Source organism: Agathobaculum sp. TL06 (assembly GCF_054658635.1).
Window position 1 is genome coordinate 1 of record NZ_BAAGGY010000025.1, and the last position, 16,562, is coordinate 16,562.

At 46.9% G+C, this 16,562-nt stretch carries 14 protein-coding genes; 1 reads left to right on the top strand and 13 read right to left on the bottom strand.

What is annotated here, in order from left to right:
• Positions 1 to 684: 684 nt before the first annotated feature.
• The 9 genes from ACYQ3S_RS13325 to ACYQ3S_RS13365 form a co-directional block, all read right to left on the bottom strand.
• On the bottom strand, positions 685 to 954 hold the full coding sequence (locus tag ACYQ3S_RS13325) for a hypothetical protein (protein ID WP_459689747.1): 270 nt from the start codon (positions 952 to 954) through the stop codon (positions 685 to 687).
• An 18-nt stretch (positions 955 to 972) separates the two neighbouring features.
• Entirely contained in the window at positions 973 to 1,359 is a 387-nt protein-coding gene (locus tag ACYQ3S_RS13330) for a hypothetical protein (protein WP_459689748.1), read from the bottom strand.
• Positions 1,360 to 2,143: 784 nt separating this feature from the next.
• Positions 2,144 to 3,757: a response regulator transcription factor gene (locus tag ACYQ3S_RS13335; protein WP_459689749.1), complete on the bottom strand. Its 1,614-nt coding sequence runs from the start codon at positions 3,755 to 3,757 to the stop codon at positions 2,144 to 2,146.
• Between the two features lie 104 nt (positions 3,758 to 3,861).
• On the bottom strand, positions 3,862 to 4,569 hold the full coding sequence (locus ACYQ3S_RS13340; RefSeq protein WP_459689750.1) for an ABC transporter ATP-binding protein: 708 nt from the start codon (positions 4,567 to 4,569) through the stop codon (positions 3,862 to 3,864).
• Positions 4,563 to 5,336 carry an ABC transporter ATP-binding protein gene (locus ACYQ3S_RS13345; protein WP_459689752.1) on the bottom strand — a complete coding sequence of 258 codons (774 nt, stop codon included), beginning with the start codon at positions 5,334 to 5,336 and terminating at the stop codon, positions 4,563 to 4,565. The genes ACYQ3S_RS13340 and ACYQ3S_RS13345 overlap by 7 nt, the downstream gene beginning before the upstream one ends.
• 3 nt (positions 5,337 to 5,339) lie before the next feature.
• Positions 5,340 to 6,362, bottom strand: coding sequence for a branched-chain amino acid ABC transporter permease (locus tag ACYQ3S_RS13350; RefSeq protein ID WP_459689753.1), 1,023 nt, complete (start codon positions 6,360 to 6,362; stop codon positions 5,340 to 5,342).
• 17 nt (positions 6,363 to 6,379) lie between these two features.
• Positions 6,380 to 7,246 carry a branched-chain amino acid ABC transporter permease gene (locus ACYQ3S_RS13355; protein WP_459689755.1) on the bottom strand — a complete coding sequence of 289 codons (867 nt, stop codon included), beginning with the start codon at positions 7,244 to 7,246 and terminating at the stop codon, positions 6,380 to 6,382.
• A gap of 87 nt (positions 7,247 to 7,333) precedes the next feature.
• A complete protein-coding gene (locus ACYQ3S_RS13360; protein WP_459689756.1) occupies positions 7,334 to 8,470 on the bottom strand; it encodes an ABC transporter substrate-binding protein in 1,137 nt (378 codons plus the stop codon).
• Between the two features lie 147 nt (positions 8,471 to 8,617).
• Complete coding sequence (locus tag ACYQ3S_RS13365) at positions 8,618 to 10,414, bottom strand: cache domain-containing sensor histidine kinase (protein WP_459689757.1); 1,797 nt, start codon at positions 10,412 to 10,414, stop codon at positions 8,618 to 8,620.
• Between the two features lie 380 nt (positions 10,415 to 10,794).
• On the opposite strand from ACYQ3S_RS13365, the gene ACYQ3S_RS13370 reads away from it, so the two are divergent.
• Positions 10,795 to 11,829: a zinc-dependent alcohol dehydrogenase gene (locus ACYQ3S_RS13370; protein WP_459689759.1), complete on the top strand. Its 1,035-nt coding sequence runs from the start codon at positions 10,795 to 10,797 to the stop codon at positions 11,827 to 11,829.
• A 213-nt stretch (positions 11,830 to 12,042) separates the two neighbouring features.
• On the opposite strand, the gene ACYQ3S_RS13375 is transcribed toward ACYQ3S_RS13370, so the two are convergent.
• From ACYQ3S_RS13375 to ACYQ3S_RS13390, 4 genes are read right to left on the bottom strand one after another with little or no spacing between them, the layout of a single operon-like run.
• Positions 12,043 to 12,885 (bottom strand): class II fructose-bisphosphate aldolase, encoded by an 843-nt coding sequence (locus ACYQ3S_RS13375; RefSeq protein WP_459689761.1) that lies wholly within the window; start codon positions 12,883 to 12,885, stop codon positions 12,043 to 12,045.
• Positions 12,886 to 12,898: 13 nt separating this feature from the next.
• Positions 12,899 to 13,849, bottom strand: coding sequence for a carbohydrate kinase family protein (locus ACYQ3S_RS13380; RefSeq protein WP_459689763.1), 951 nt, complete (start codon positions 13,847 to 13,849; stop codon positions 12,899 to 12,901).
• A gap of 14 nt (positions 13,850 to 13,863) precedes the next feature.
• Complete coding sequence (locus ACYQ3S_RS13385; RefSeq protein ID WP_459689765.1) at positions 13,864 to 14,937, bottom strand: alcohol dehydrogenase catalytic domain-containing protein; 1,074 nt, start codon at positions 14,935 to 14,937, stop codon at positions 13,864 to 13,866.
• A gap of 29 nt (positions 14,938 to 14,966) precedes the next feature.
• Positions 14,967 to 16,283: a transaldolase family protein gene (locus tag ACYQ3S_RS13390; RefSeq protein WP_459689766.1), complete on the bottom strand. Its 1,317-nt coding sequence runs from the start codon at positions 16,281 to 16,283 to the stop codon at positions 14,967 to 14,969.
• Between the last annotated feature and the right edge of the window lie 279 nt (positions 16,284 to 16,562).

Consider the following 16,562-nt stretch of genomic DNA (forward strand, 5'->3'; position numbering starts at 1 on the left):
TAATGACAAACTTTCAGCCCGCAAAAAAGCAAAGCGACTATATCGAATGATACGACTCTTTCGCAAGCCGCAACTGGTACGTTCTTGTCCACACCATACTGCTTAGGCAGGCTGGGACGAAACCTATGTTTCTCACAATTATGAAAGCCCTTCGATGAACGTCCTATCTAATAACGCACTGGATAATCAGGTCGCTAACGAAGCCCGCAGTGAAGTAATGACCGTTATGTATATACCCTGCTAACCAGGCACTCCGATCTCGGCCTCATCTGTACGCAGGGTGATGAGATGCGTCTCGGTGCCAGCACAGCTATTAAACAAGCTGATAGGCAGGACGTCTCCAAGAACAATGGCATTGAAATCTGTGACGCGGCCAAGTCAGATGCGTTGTTCATAGCTTGCAATGCTACAGCTTGGGCGTAGATATGTCTCTCTGTTTCGAAGTTGTTTGATAAGATCCTGAATGGCGTGGAAGCAGGAAGTATCTATTATTTGCTGACAATGTTGAGGAGTACGCCACTCGTTACCACGAAACATAATTTCCGCTCTTAGTAATAGGCAGCAACGACTTTAATATGTATATTAAACAGCGTCCGCAGAACCATAACTCGTTCTGTGGGCGCTGCCTTTATAAAATCGCTTATTTTACTGCCCAAAACCTGTCTCTTACTTCGGTATATTTAACTATCTTTCAAAAGTGCAACGACATGTTGTGGAAATTTTTTCTCTTTTCCGGATGAAAAATCGCAGGAAATATAGTGTGCTTTTGGCACGCACCATCACCAGCGTCACGAATAATAGAAAAGTTTTTCGTGCAATTTCATTAATCCCTTGATGAACTGATGTGATTCTTGGTAAAAAGATATCGTCCTCCACAGCACCAATCCCCCAAATGGAAATATCGTCAAGCATTTTAATTCTAAATTTCCCCATCCCCAGCATAAAACCATACATGCCGCCAGTTCTGCCGCCTCATACGCATACCGCAGGACGGGGGCATACCGTCTGTCCTTCCTCCGCCCACCGCTTGTGCAGGATATCCCGTATCATGTCGGAGACTGCCTGCTCCGTGGTGCTTGCCGTTTCATCCGCCCCCCCTGCACGCTTCCGCTGTTTTGTCCGGACCATTCTCTTCGCCTCCTCAACCAACCGCAGCAGCATGCGCACCGCATCGTCATGGCGGCTTTCAAAACGGTCCAGCACAGATACCAAGCGTCCGGTATTTTCCACGATTGCGTCTACTTCAGCTGTTATGGCCCCTATGTACGCCTGTGCAGCCTCCATGGACACGAACACATTCCCGCAGCATATTCGGCGCAGCTTGTGGAAATCATCCCTGCCCGCCAGATCGTCCAGCACCGCCGGCCGAAAATGAAAGTACGGTGAGCCTGCAGAATTTTACAGCAGTAATTGGAGATTCAAAGAGCTTTATCCCTGAAGGACGGTATGACACACTCCAGCTTTCTTCAGCCCGTACCGCTGATGATGAAGCAGTCTGGTGTATCAATGACAGAAGGCTGTGCGCCATTTACGATGCAGAGGGGCATCAGATCTCAACCGCGCAGGTGCTGCCGACATCCTCTGCAATCAGCTACGACTATTGTCTGTATAGGGCGGCAGGTGACTGCATCTTCCAAACATAATTTTTCTGTCCCGGACTGTCCCTGACCGGCTGACAACATGATCTTCATCCAGCGAAATGAGGAGTGGCAAATTGCTGAACTATTGCCTTAAAACGAGGCACCCTCCGCATAGACCAAGCCAGAGACGGACGCTGCAGACAGCGCCGGAATATTGTCAGACTATTTAAAAATCAGTTGGGATACACCAATCACAAAAGAAGATTTCTGCTTGCTTGTGATGCAAACACTTGCGAATGTCGGTACACGCAGCGATACAATAACCAACACAAAGCCGATCATGCAAGGAACTGGAGAGGGGCGATTTTCGCCGAACGCGCAATATACACGGAAACAGGCGATTGCTACGGTTTCCCGCTTATACATTGGGTACTCAAATAACGCCGCCTGCTGTTTTAGTTCTCATGCGTCCAGTTTCTTCCTCTAATTTTATGAAAATAATCTTCAAATCTCCTGAGTTTTCTCAAGGTTATTATCTGATTTCTTATTTGACGCTTACAGGCTCACTGTATCGACTTCTCCAGTTGCTGCTCCTCCTCTCTGTACTTTCTCCGATATTCTTTCGGCGAAACCCCAAAATACTTTTTGAAAATGGTTGAGAAGTATGTGGCATTTTCGTATCCGCACCGATAACTGATCTCATAGGAACGATAGTCGCTCGACAGAAGCAATTGCTTGGCATACTGCAGCCTCAGTTCTGTCAAATAGCTTACAAAAGACTGCCCCATAACCTGCTTGAATAATAAGCTGAAGTAGTTCGTCGATACGTTGACCTGCTTTGCAACCATTTCCAAGGTCAGTTTAGGATCTTGAAAATTCGCCTGCAAATAGGCCTTTGCCTGTAAGATCATTACAATAGAAGAACCCTTTTTTTCTTGATTAACAATATCGCAGATCTCGGCAATAAAATGATATAATTCCTGCATCATATCGGTCAGTGTCATGCAATTGAGCACTTTTTTATAAGATGTCTCCGGCACATCAATAGCCATTCCCACCGAAGTTTGCATATCGCTGAGCAGATGGATTGTCTCCGTGAATATATTACTCACTATCATGCGAGTCAGCAGAAATGAATTTGCCCCTGCCTGCCGTATCTCCTTTTCTACCAGATCCAGTTCACGGCGGATTTTTTCTTTTTCAAAGGTAGCTATCGCCTGTATCAATTTCCCGTAATCAAAAAATTGGAGTGTATCATTGGGAACCGGTGCATGGTAGACATAATCCTGGTTTCCGCCCTTTAGAAACATCTGATACAAGGCCTCAGATGCCTCTTTATATAGCTGTCGGCACCGCGTGATCCCTTTGCTTACCTCGGTAGTCGCTGTGACATATGCGCATTCTTTCCAATTGATCCGCAGCCACCGTACTGCAGTATCCCGCAGCATGTTAGCCTCCTGTTCTTCCTTGCTGATCCAGAACAGAACATATTTCCCCAGCACATCTTCAATCAAAATTGGTGGTCGATGGCTACTGTAATAAATTGTCTGTTCCAGTTGTTCTGTTAAAACAAAAATTTCGTCACCTTTCATTCGATTTGTCAAGTCGTCAAAATTTTCGATCTGAATAATCAGGCAGGCGATAAAATAATCCGTCGGAAATCCCTGTGGTAATAGCTCCAGCAGCTTTGATTCGTCTATACTGCCCGCTATATACCTTCTCAGCCCTGTTTTCACCTCCCAATCATCCAGCTTCTCCGCCCTACTCCGTACGATATCGAGTTGATCCTGTTCCGTTTTTTTCTGTTCCAATTGCCGCACAATCTCAGCCAGCTGCTGTTGCAACACACCGATATCAATGGGTTTGGAGATATAATCAAATACGCCAAGTTGCAACGCTCTTTTGGCATAATCAAATTCGTTATAACCTGAAATGATCATTACAATCGGTTTATAGGGAAGCGACAAAATCTTTCGAAGCATCTCCAATCCATCCATGCCTGGCATACATATATCCGTCAGGATAATATCCGGCTGCAGCTTTTCAATCGCCTGATAGGCTGTGCTGCCATCCATTGCGGTTCCTGCCAAGGATAGTCCCAACTCTTCCCACGCGACCATCGAACATATTCCCTCTAAAATAATCGATTCATCATCTACTACAAATACTTGGTACATAACAGCTTCCTCTTCTCACTTCAGCCTGTCTTGAAATGCCAAAAGTCCTGTGACTATCACAGGACTTTCTGGCACAGCTTGCACTGAAACCAAGTCTATTTCTATTATTCTTCTCCTAGATAGCTCTTGCGGACACTGTCATTGTGGAGTAAATTGCTCCCTGTATCCGTAAGGGTAATCCTCCCTGTTTCCATGACATAACCACGGTTCGCTATCGCCAGCGCCATACTCGCATTTTGCTCCACCAAAAGAATCGTCGTTCCCATTTTCTGCAGTCGAGGTATGATATTGAATATCTCTTCGATAAAGATCGGTGCCAAGCCAAGCGAAGGCTCATCCAACAGCAGCAGCTTTGGATTTGCTACCATGGCCCGCACAATTACCAACATCTGCTGCTCGCCGCCAGAAAGGGTACCAGCTTTTTGTGCTGTACGCTCACGCAGACGTGGGAATATTTCAAACATATTTTCGATATCTCTTTCAATCTGTTCTTTATCGCTGCGCATGAACGCTCCCATCTGGATATTCTCCATAACCGTCAGTTTAGGAAAGACATGGCGGGATTCCAGCACTTGCGATATTCCCTTCTTTGCGATTTTATAGGATGGCAATCCGTATATTTTCTCATCCATAAATGTGACATCTCCGCCGCAGGGCTTAAGGATGCCGGAAATACAGCGCAGCAATGTTGTTTTCCCAGCGCCATTCGCACCGATCAGTGCAACAACTTCCCCCTCGTTCACCTCCAAGCTGACTCCATGGAGGGAAGTAATCGCGCCATATTTATGCTGCAGATCCGTGACTTTCAGCATACTTTTTCCCTCCCTTTTCCCAAATATGCTTCTATGACCGCAGGATCACTCTGAATATCGGCCGGTAGTCCTTCTGCGATTTTTGCCCCATGATCCAATACCGTGATCTGGTCCGATAAACTCATCGCTAATTTCATATCGTGCTCTATCATCAATATTGTGATCCCTTGATTGCTGATCGACCGAATGATCCGAATCAGGTTATCTTTCTCCACCGAGTTCATACCCGCAGAGGCTTCATCCAACATCAACAGTTTGGGTTCACTTGCTAAGGCTCGGACAATTTCCAGCAGCCGCTGTTCGCCGTACGGCAAGTTGCTTGCCTTTTCAGCCGCCCTGTTGGAAAGCCCTACAAAATCGAGCAGTTCATAAGCGCGTTCCACAATCCGCTCTTCCTCCTGCCGCTCCGCTTTTGTGTGCAGGATTGCGCTGAGAAATTCAGATTTCGTCCGGCAGTGCTGCCCCACCATGACATTATGCAGCGCACTCATCTCTCCGAACAGGCTGATATGCTGAAAGGTGCGGGCGATGCCCAGCTTATTGATTTCATATCTCTGGTTGCCGTTGATTTTCACGCCCTCCAACAGTACATTTCCCTCTGTAGGCTGGTATACGCCGCTGATCACGTTGAAGCATGTGGTTTTCCCTGAGCCATTCGGGCCTAAAACACCGTGTATCTCTCCTTTTTTCACACTCATTGTCAGTGCATTGACCGCTTTCAAACCACCAAACTGCATAGTGACATTCTCTACCTTGAGCAGTTCCATGCTTCAACCTCCTTCCACTGTATAACTCGAAGCATCTCCCTTGCCTTTCCGCGCCGGAACGTTTGCAAAATCATGATAATAACGATTGCGAATCGTGCCGGCAATACCGTTAGGCATTACAAACAGAACGAAAATTATTATGATGCCGTAAATCAGCATTTGGTAGTTACCGAACTGCTGCAGAACCTCAGTGACCGCAATGATAATGGTCGAGCCAAGAAGCGGCCCCACCAGCGTTCCCATACCGCCGATCAGGATCATGACCAGAAACATATTCGACTGTTCCGCGGAAAAAGACTCTGGACTAATAAAACGGACAAGATGCGCATACAGTGCGCCGCCGAATCCCGCATAAAAGGCGGATACAGTGAATGCAAGCGACTTATATCTAGATAATTTCAGGCCAAATGCTTCACTGGCATCCGGATTATCCCTGATTGCCAAAAACGCTCTGCCAACACGTGAATCAACAAGACGCACTTTAGCGAGCAAGAAAATCAATACCATTATCAGGACGAAGTAGAAATACGTCCCATAGTCATCCAGTTCAAAACCGAACAGAGACAGTGGTGGTATCCCAATCAAACCGTCTGGACCGCCGGTCACTTCACCGCCGTTCAGTACGATCAAGCGCACGATCTCACCAAAACCAATGGTTACAATTGCAAGAAAGTGATGCACCAGTTTGACACAAGGCTTCGCTAATATGAATCCAACCAATGCAGCCGCAGCCGCGCCGCAGAACATCGTAAAGATCACCGGCGCGCCTGACAGACTCAAAAGTGCCGTAATATAGGCACCGATCGCATAAAAACCCGCTTGACCAAGCGAAATCTGTCCCGAATATCCGAATGACAGATCGAATCCCGTGTTAACAATAATATAAATACCCAGTAAGCACAGCAAAAACAGCATATATGTTTCTCCGCTGAACAAAACGGGGTAGATGGCGGCAATCAGGATCAGTACAGCAAAGATACTCTTTTGAATCCGCTTGTTTGCCATACCGGAAATTAGCTTACGCAACAAAATCACCTCCGCACTCAATCCGCTTTTACTTTTAAAATGCCGCTGGGCATAACAAAGAGAACCAGAATCAAAACGCCGAACGAGATAATGTCCTTAAGGGAAGAGGATAGGTAACCTGCAGCCATCGTCTCCACAATTCCAAAAAGCAATCCGCCAATAATGGCGCCATACATATTACCATATCCGCCCAGTACCGCTGCCGCAAATCCTTTTGTGGAGAGCAGAGCACCCATTTTGGCATATACCCCATAGATCGGAGCCAGCAGCATTCCAGCAATCGCTGAGAGAACTGCTGCCAATGCCCACGCTACACCAATCGTCCACGGAACATTAATGCCTACTACCCCCGCCGCCATCGGATCCTGGGCCGCAGCACGCAGGCTCGTCCCCATTTTTGTTCTTGACATGAAGAAGTGTATCGCCAGCATACCGAACAATGTGATTACGACAATTGCAATCTGCTGCGGGATAATGGAAATCGCTCCAACAGCAATAGGGGCATCGCCAAATGCAGATGGGAAGTTTTTCACATCCGTACCCCACACCAGCATTGCAAAATTCTGAAGGAAAATCGATAGCCCGATCGTCGCTAAAACAATATGTATTTGCTTGCTTCCTTTGCGCAGCAACGGGCCAATCATTCCACGTTCCAGCAAAATGCCAAACAGGAACATGATCAGCATGGAAAGAACAGCAGAAAGCAGGAATGAAATATCAAACGAAATATGCAGTGTAAACGCCACAAACGCGCCAAGCATAAATATCTCGCCCTGCACGAAGCTCATCAACCCTGAAGCGCTATAAATCAGGCTGTATCCCAAACCGATCAGTGAGTATATACACCCTACGGCAATGCCGCCTACCAGCAGCTGTAAAAACATGACTTACCTCCTATGACGCATGGATTTCACCCTTGTAGAAAATAACCGAATTGATAAACAATTCGGTTATTTTCCGCACTGAATACGTTATTGTGCCTCGACCAGCCCACCATCCTGGATTTCATAAATGCGCATAGTCTCGATACCTTCGCCATTTTTGCCCTTATAGCTGAATGTACCTGCCAATCCTTCATAACCGTCAATATTGTTATACGCATCGCGTAGTTCCGGTCCATTGGCCTGACCGCACGTTTCCATAGCCAACGCGATCATCTTCATACCGTCATAGCCGCGATATGCGTTATCGGAAGCAGGCGGCTCATTGTATTTATCCAAATAGGCCTGCAGGAACTTCTGCATCTGCGGGTCCTGTGCATCCTCAGGGTCGTCGTAAACCAGATACTGAGCCGCAAAGCAAACGCCATTGGCTGCTTCGCCTGCAATTTCCCGTACTTCAGGGAGAGTATAGCCTTCCGGCCCCAGAATCGGTCCAGAAAAACCCGACTGTCTCAGCTGCTTAGTAACTGCGCCGGCCTCTTCACCCACACACCAAACGACAACAGCATCCGGATTTGCAGAATTGATTTTTGCAAACTGTCCGGTAAAGTCTCTGTCTCCAACCGTAAATGTCTCATTTGCAACGATTTCAATACCAAGCGGGGTCGCCGCCTGGATAAAACCTTGCCCACCAGTCACACCGTACTCATCATTACTGGTGAAAATCGCGATTTTATTGTAAGCCTTTTCCTGTGCATACTTTGCAAGCTGAATAGCACCAACATCGCTGTTTGCCAACGCCCTGAAAATATAGGTATAGCCTTGCTGCAGGTAGGTCGGCGATGTGCCGCCGCTGACAGTCAGGATGCCGGCATCCTCAATAACCGGTGCTGCCGCCAACATGTTGCCACTGTGCAGAGAACCGTAAATGGCATCCACCTTATCCACCTGCGTCAGCTTTGTGGCTGCTCTTACCGCCTGCTCAGGAGAGGATTTGTCGTCATACTCGAGTACTTCGATCTGCCGGCCAAGTACGCCGCCAGCTGCGTTCAGTTCATCTACCGCGATCTGCACACCGTTCAATGCCGCCTGTCCCGACTGTGCTGAAGAACCTGTAAGCGGGCCAAAGTAACCGATTTTGATCGGCTCTTCTTCACCGCCTCCACAGCCAACCAGGCCGCCCAACAGCATAGCGCCACACAACATAGTACTAATTACCCGTTTCATACTTTAGCCTTCTTTCTTTTGTGTGTTTATCCGGTTTTGATGATACTATATTACCTGCCAACCCTTACTAAATAAATAAAATATTTCACAGATATATTTCACTTTTTATCGTTTGCTCCCATACAATTCTCTGCTCCGCAAGCGATTTTACCTTTGCGAGGCCTGTCCACCGCTATCGGTCCCTTTCTTCTTTTTTGCCAGTTGTATTGCAACCAAGGTTCCCATACCCTGCTTGCTGATCACTGACAGGCCGAATTTCCCTCCCGAAAAGCTCCAAATCCGGTCATGCACATTGACCAGTCCAAAGCTCTTTAGCTTGGTGTCTTCCTCATGTTGCAGCGCAGCATGCAAATCCTGCAAGGATTCTTCCGACATACCGATCCCGTTATCAATCACCTCGATGTAGAGATTATCCCCCTGGTCAAATACGTTAATATTAATCATGCACTTCCTTCCGCTCGGCTTGATCCCATGATACAATGCGTTTTCAACAAGCGGCTGTAAAACCAATTTGGGTATCAAATATTTCCTTGTTCCCAGTTCAGCAAAGATATCATAGCTGAATATGTTATCATATCGAATTTTCTGTATTTTTAAATAGTTAATTACGTGATCCAGTTCCTCTGAGACCGTAATAATGTCGGCACCGCGGCTGAGGGAGATCCTGAAGAAATCCGTTAGAGCCATCACGGTATCGATCACCTTTTGGTTCTTCCGCTTGCGCGCCAGCCATGCGATCGAATCCAGTGTATTATACAGAAAATGCGGCTTGATCTGTGACTGCAGGGTACGGAATTCTGCCAAGCGAAGCTTTTCCTGTTCCGAACGAATATTCTCAGTCAGCTGCAGGACATGGTCCGCCATATGATTAAAGTTGCTTGCCATTGCGCCGATCTCATCAGGCCGCACCACTTCACATCTGGCCTGCAGGTTGTTATTTTCAATCTCCCCCATTGTCAACACGATCGCCCGAATAGGCTTTAACTCATATCTGCTGATTCGCATAGCAGCAATACTGATTATGCCGCACAGCAGTACGGAAACCAGAACAACGAGTACGGTAATTATCTTCCCACTTTCCCGTAACGCACTGTGCGGCACAAAACCTGCCACATACCAATCGTTCAAATCCATGCGGTGGTAAAGCAACGTACCGTTCGGTACTTCCACAGACGTATCTCCTTCATGCAACTGCTCAACCGTCAGTCTGGCGGTCATTTCCTGAATGAACGCTTCCTGTTTGGACTGCCGTGACAGTGCAACCAAATCGAGCGAATCGTTAAGTAAAAATATTTCGCCGCCTTTCCCTATATCCAGCGACAGCATCTTCTGGATAAGGAATTTTTTCACTTCTATGATGATAATACCGCACGGTTTTCCACTGATGATATCACGCATGGAGACTCCGCAGGCAATAACCGGATCACCAGTTGTATATGCCAGAGTAGAGCCATTTTCCGGTGTCAGCCATATAGGCTCTTCCGAATATAAAATATCCTGATACAGTTGCGAAGCACGGAAGTCCTCCTCTTTCAGATCAAAATAGCGTGATTTCATGGTTGCTCCATTTTCCATCATAACATAAATACCATATATGTCCGGCTGAAACTCATTCAGCAGTGAGATAGTTGTTGAACCTCGCGATTCATCCATGACACGCTCCGTATCGCTGGAATACTCTTTGCGCAGGGTTTCCTGAAAAAACACATCGGTGCGGACAATTGTTGCCAGCGCGCGCATATTCTCCATCAGTTCATCCATGCTTTCTGAAACAGAGTCTACAATTTGAGAGCTGGATAACATGGTCATTTGTTCTATATTTTTCATGGCTACATGATGTATCAGAATTCCCATGACCAAGACAGGAATCAGCGTGAGTACATAAAAATAAATCATTAGTCTGTTCTGCAGAGACGATTGGAATTTCTTCTTGATAGCTTTCATCGCTCAGTCCCCTTTTTGCAACCATATCCTGTTATAATTAGCCAATTCAACCTATTTCAATCCATTTTTCATCACTATAATATTATACTTTTCGTTTTCCTCCTTCAATGGTTAAAACTGGCTCTTGCTTCGCAACACGCTACAAGGTTGCTACTTCACCAAAGTATTTTGATATTTGACTGCTTCATAGAATCTTTATCCAACATGACCAGACTTCTTATTTTGTCTATTTTCTCGCAGTGTTTATTCAAGCGCACATCATAAAGTCCGTATCACCTTAAGATTCTGAAAGGTATTGATAAATTTGTGAAGCATAAAGCCGTTGCTCTGCTTTTTTTACTATGATAAGTTAATAGCAGAATAGAAAGGAGATGCAGATCATGGAAATGATGGAAGCAATCGCGGTGCTTTCTGCAGGTGATGTGCAATTAGTCAACGATGTCCCCAAGCCTATCCCCAGCGGTTATGAGGCATTGATCCAAGTACATGCCTGCGGGATATGCAGCGGCACGGATTCCCAGATCATTGCAGGTACATTAAAAACGGGCTTCGGTGGTTTTCCCACGATTTTAGGGCATGAAGGCGCCGGAGAAGTGGTTGCCGTAGGAAACAAGGTGCGGCATATACAAATCGGAGACCGTTATATCCATCCAAATCTACATACAGACGTTGGAAACGGATACTCAAAAACACATGGCAGCATGGCGCAGTTCGGTTTGGTCTGTGACCGGCAGGCTATGCTTGAAGATGGTTATTCCGAAGATCAAATTCCTTTCCTTAAGCAACACAGCTTTCCAAAAACCATGAGCTATCACGACGCAAGCGTACTGTTGTCACTCGCAGAATGCCACAGTGCGGCACGCAATTTTGGTGCCGGCCCCAACGTAGATATTCTCATATATGGCGCCGGTCCAATGGGCATCGCTCTGGCTCTGTTTTGCAAACTGCGCGGTGCCAGAACAGTGGTTCAGGTCGATAGCGTTCCTGAACGGCTTGCGCTGTCAAAACAGGTTGCAAAAACCGATCAAACCATTAATTTTGCACAGGAGAATATTGCAGATGCGCTGAACGGGCTCAAGTTTGATCTCGTCATTGATGCGGTCGGCCAGAGCAGCATTCTGTATGAAGGAAGTTCATTGCTCAAACCGGGCGGCAAGCTTGGATCTCTGGGCGTTCTGAAGTGCAGCGACCAGCTTATTGATACGTCCCGTCTGCAAGGCAACACCTCTCTGCACATGCTCAATTTCCCCTATGGGGAATACGATATCATGGACGAAACCATTGCATTAATCGAAAATGGAGACGTTAATCCAAAGGATTTTTATTCTCATGTGATCGATTATCACGATTTTGATACAGCGCTTCGTCTTGTCCATGAAAAGAAAGCGATCAAAGTGATTCTTTCCTTTGAATAAATATTTGGCACATTTTCATCTCTCTTTCTTCTCTTCTTTTGGCCGCCAGTAAAACTGCTGGCGGCCATACTGTTGCCTCTGCCGCTCTTTCTACGCAAATGCAAATATCTTTTTTGCTGCTGCCTTGGTCTGTTCATGCAAAGTTGCCATATCGGTGCATAACCATGCACCGATATGGCAGCTGTTCATTATCGTAATTTCTTACTGATTGGCTTATGCCTTATTGTTGGACATACACATATGAATGGCATTGCTCACAACTTCCCGAACACTTTCCTTCGCATATTCATTGGCATCGATAGTATGGAGCAATCCCTTGGAGCGGAAACATTCATCCAGCGCTTTCACATGGGCATGCCAGATTGCTGTACCTACGTTTACTTTGCACATGCCAAGCCGAATCGTATGTTGCACATCCTCCACCGGAATACCTGTACCTCCGTGCAGCACCAGCGGTATATCCAATTTTTCTCGTACCTGCTCCAAACGTTCAAAATTCAGTTTCGGCTCTCCTTTGTAGAAGCCATGTGCTGTGCCGATACCGACCGCCAGAGAATCTACACCGGTCTTTTCGACCAGCTCGACCGCTTCCGGCACCTGCACCAGATAGTCCCCGCCTTCAAAGTTGCCTTCATAACCGCGGCCCATGATCTGACCGATCTCACCCTCAACACAGATATCGCGTGCATGAGCATAGTTTACGACCTCTTTTACCGCTGCAATATTCTCGAACAGCGGCAGCTTAGATCCATCGATCATAACTGAGTCATAACCGCAATCGACCGCTTGCTTACACATATCAATGCTGACCGAATGATCCAGATGAAGAATGACCGGTACATGCGCCTTCTCGATCATTGGCTTCGCCATGCCCGCGATCACTGCGCAGCTGTGCGCATCCACTACCTTTGGAATGCTCGCAACCAAAACTGGGGAGTTTTCCGCCTCAGCAGCTTCGATAATGGCTTCCAGCTCCCACATATCCGCGAAGTTAAATGCAGGCAAGGCGTATCCGTTTTGCTGTGCATTTTTCAGAAGAGGCAAAAGTTTAGACATTTGAAAGGCTCCTTTACAGCGTAATATGTTTTTCTTTTAACCAATCCAACACTTGCTGAGCACTTTGAACCGCTCCGGTCGCACCGATCGCTCCAATGCTTATGGCCGCGGTAGCAGAGGCAAAGAGCAAACATTTCTCCAGATCCCATTGGTTCAGGATCCCATGCAAAAAACCAGCAATAAAATTATCTCCCGCACCTGTCGTATCCACTGCCGGTGCATGGAACGCAGGCTGCTCCAGCCGGAGTTCACGGTTTTTCAACAGACACCCTTTCTCCCCCATCTTTATCACGACAGTTTGGACTCCATAGTCCAGCAGCGCGTCTGCCATTTTATCCGGTTCAGTCTCTCCTGTCAGATACTTCGCTTCATCATAGCTGGGCAAAAAATAGTCCAGGTACTGCATTGCAGGACGCATTTTTTCAGCACCGATTTGATAGGAATCATACATTGCGTCCGCAGTGGTGATCATACCATGCATCTGCGCTTGATGCAGCAGCTTTGCCATGTCTTTTCCGAAGAGTTTTTTGAACGTATAAACACTACCGATGTTCAAAATCTTCGCGCTGCCGTATATCATCGGATCGATATCTGCCAAGGTATAACTGTCACAGGCACCGCGCTTTACAATAAAATTCCGGTCCCCGTTCGCGCCAATCATCACCAAACAGATCGCAGTCTGCTCAATCGGTGAAATTGTGACATGATCGATATGTATCCCGCATTCTCGCAGCAGTTGTATGGCAAGCTGACCAAAGTGATCGTTTCCAATGCTGCCGCAGACGCCAACCTGTCGTCCCAGGCGAGAAAGCGTGACAGCCTGATTGGTTCCATCTCCGCCGACGACCACACTGTAGTCCGATACCAGAGTAGCGTCCCGCTCAAAAATGCTGCGGTCGACTGGTTTAGCAAGAATATTTAGGTTTATCAGTGTTACACACAGGGCATCTAATTGGTTCTTCATATTTCCACCAGCTTTCAGCCCAACGGCGGCATCTTATCTGCTTCGGGACACCACTTCATCATAATTTTTCCGTGTACCTTTTTCTGGCGCACATCTTCCAACGTTTCAAATATCTGTTCCGGTGCAATTAGTCGATCGACTAAGCAGGCAACATGTATCTTCCGAAGCAGCTTTGCTGCAATCTTCCATTCCATCCCCGGAAACGGCGTTGAGTAGGATTGCCATGTCCCCCGGATCCACAACTCCTTCCGGTTGATCTGCTCAAATTCTTGTGGTGTGAACAGGACATCCGAAAACGGCGTACCAATATACGTCAGTGTTCCATGGATGGACGTCAGTTCGATTGCCGCTTTCTCAGTGAACGGAGTCCCCCCAGTTTCAAGCACATAATCGAAAAGTCGTCCGTCTGTGATCTTGTTTGCCGACCCACGCCAGTCTTCTACTGTGCTTACTGTATATTCGGCACCCAGTTCACGGGCCAGTGTAAGCTGGTGTTTGCCAATATCAAAGGCGGTCAATGTTGCAGCTCCCATTGTCTTTGCCGCCTGTAGTGTAAGCGCACCAATTGTTCCACACCCAACAATAGCTGTTTTATGACCAGGCTCGAACTCTGCCATCCGAAGGCCATGCACCGCAACCGTAAGCGGCTCCAGAAATGCGCCCTCAAAAGTTGTTATCCCATCGGGCAGTTTGACAACATTCATCTCGTCTACCTTGCAGTACTCTGCCCAGCCGCCAGCCAGCTTTACACCATAAAATCCGCGACTGTTTGGACACTGCGCCACACGATCATGCAGGCAGTCCTCACATGTGCCGCATGCCGTCCTTGGTGCGACTGCGACACGATCCCCGACCTTTACACTGCTGACACCCGAACCAATTTCTGACACAACGCCGGCGAACTCATGTCCATGTGGAACCGGATGGTCCAGAGGGATCGGATTATCCCCAATGATGCGAGCGATTTCTGAACCGCAGACCCCTGCATAGTGTACTTTGATGATGACATCATCGGTCTTTTCAATCCGTGGTGTTGGGAACTCCTCCCACCGCAGGTCTTCTTTATTGTAATAAACTAACGCTTTCATTCCTGTAACCTTCTTTTTGGCAAAACCGATTATTTTTCCGCAGCCTGAAGGAATAGCTTCTGATACGTCAGCACACCGGAAGCACTGGTGAATCGCGACAAATACGCCGGTGGAGCAGTCACAACAACACGATGCACCATATCTTCAAATTCCGGTTCCATCAGCATTTTATCAATATAGGGGTAAATTAATTCCCCTGCCATGGAGCAGATGATCAGCCGTGTATCCGGCATATTAGAATTGCGCAGTACACGCAGGCTATGACGAGTAGAATCCAGGCCGTCACTGCCCTCACTGTCATTTGCGTGGCGGTAGGTCAGGATATGCTCAGCCTTGTTCACCACATTGCTCAACGGCCCTTTCATTTCTGCGCCGGAAATCATATCTTCTTTGTACATGTAATCGCGTATATCCTCCGCATAACGAATATCTTCTGTAACATGGTAACCTCGAATCAGTGTACGCAATATGTCGGTTGCAAAAAATCTCTGTTTGATAAACGTGTTTATGAAATACGGCCTTGCCAGAAGGGCAAGAGCAGTCTGATGCGGCTCAAACATCAAAGTAAAGTTGGTGCGATAGCCCTTTTGCTCTAGGAAATATGCAAGATTATGACCAAAAAAATTGCTGTCTACTGTACCATCCTCAAAGCCCTTGTCCATATCTCCGTTGATAAACGCTTTCACGTTTTCGCCGGTCAGAGGGCCTGTGTGCGGCACCTTGACTACAAGGCGGTATGGTGTCAGGATTTCCTCAAACTCTGCGATCTCTTCCAAAATTTTCTCGCGGGAAGCAAACGGATTATCCACCTCTATGCTGATATCAACGCCGGGTCCAAGTATGCTGCACAGCTCCTGCATGACTTCTTGACGGTTTTTGAACTTATTACCAACATTCGCCTTAGGGTTATTGATAAAACTGTTGTAAATAATCGCTGGGTTGCAGGTCAGGTTGGCGATGAAATTCTTGATTGGCGTAACCTCATACGGATTTGCGCTGTCAGCGGAGAACAGCACCCTGGTAGGGCGTTTTATCCCGTTTTCACCATAAGAAATATCCCGCTTCAAATCGATTTCCGCGCTTCCGTCACTGCCATAGCGGAACATCGGACGGAACCCTGCTGGAATAATTCCCTGCTGCGGACGGAAGGTTTGAATGACTTTCTCGAATTCCGCTGTGATGCCGATCACTTCTGCGCTGCGCAGCAACATGTCCATTTCTTCCACCGGAATTGTTAGATTCTCAATACGTTTCCAACTGTCCTGAGAAACGTGGGGATGTATCTTCAGTTTTCCGGAAGCCGCCAGTGCGCCAAGCGTAACCTGCATCATTTTAACAGAAAGCATGATTTATTCCTCCTTATCCTGAATAAACGAGCGTGTTTGAGTGGGTTTTTCATGGTTTAATTATAAAATTGCTCATCATATGCAACAAGGACAGAATTGTTCACATTCTTCCGAACCTATTTCATTTTTTTAGGATTGGTTTATTGTAAAATCAAGTCAAACATCAATGAGAAAAGGAAAGTCCATAGATAACCAATTATTTCCCGAAAAACACCGATAATCTTTATTTGATCCGGCAGTTACTCATCTGCTTTCAATCCTGCCCCCTGGCTGCAATAG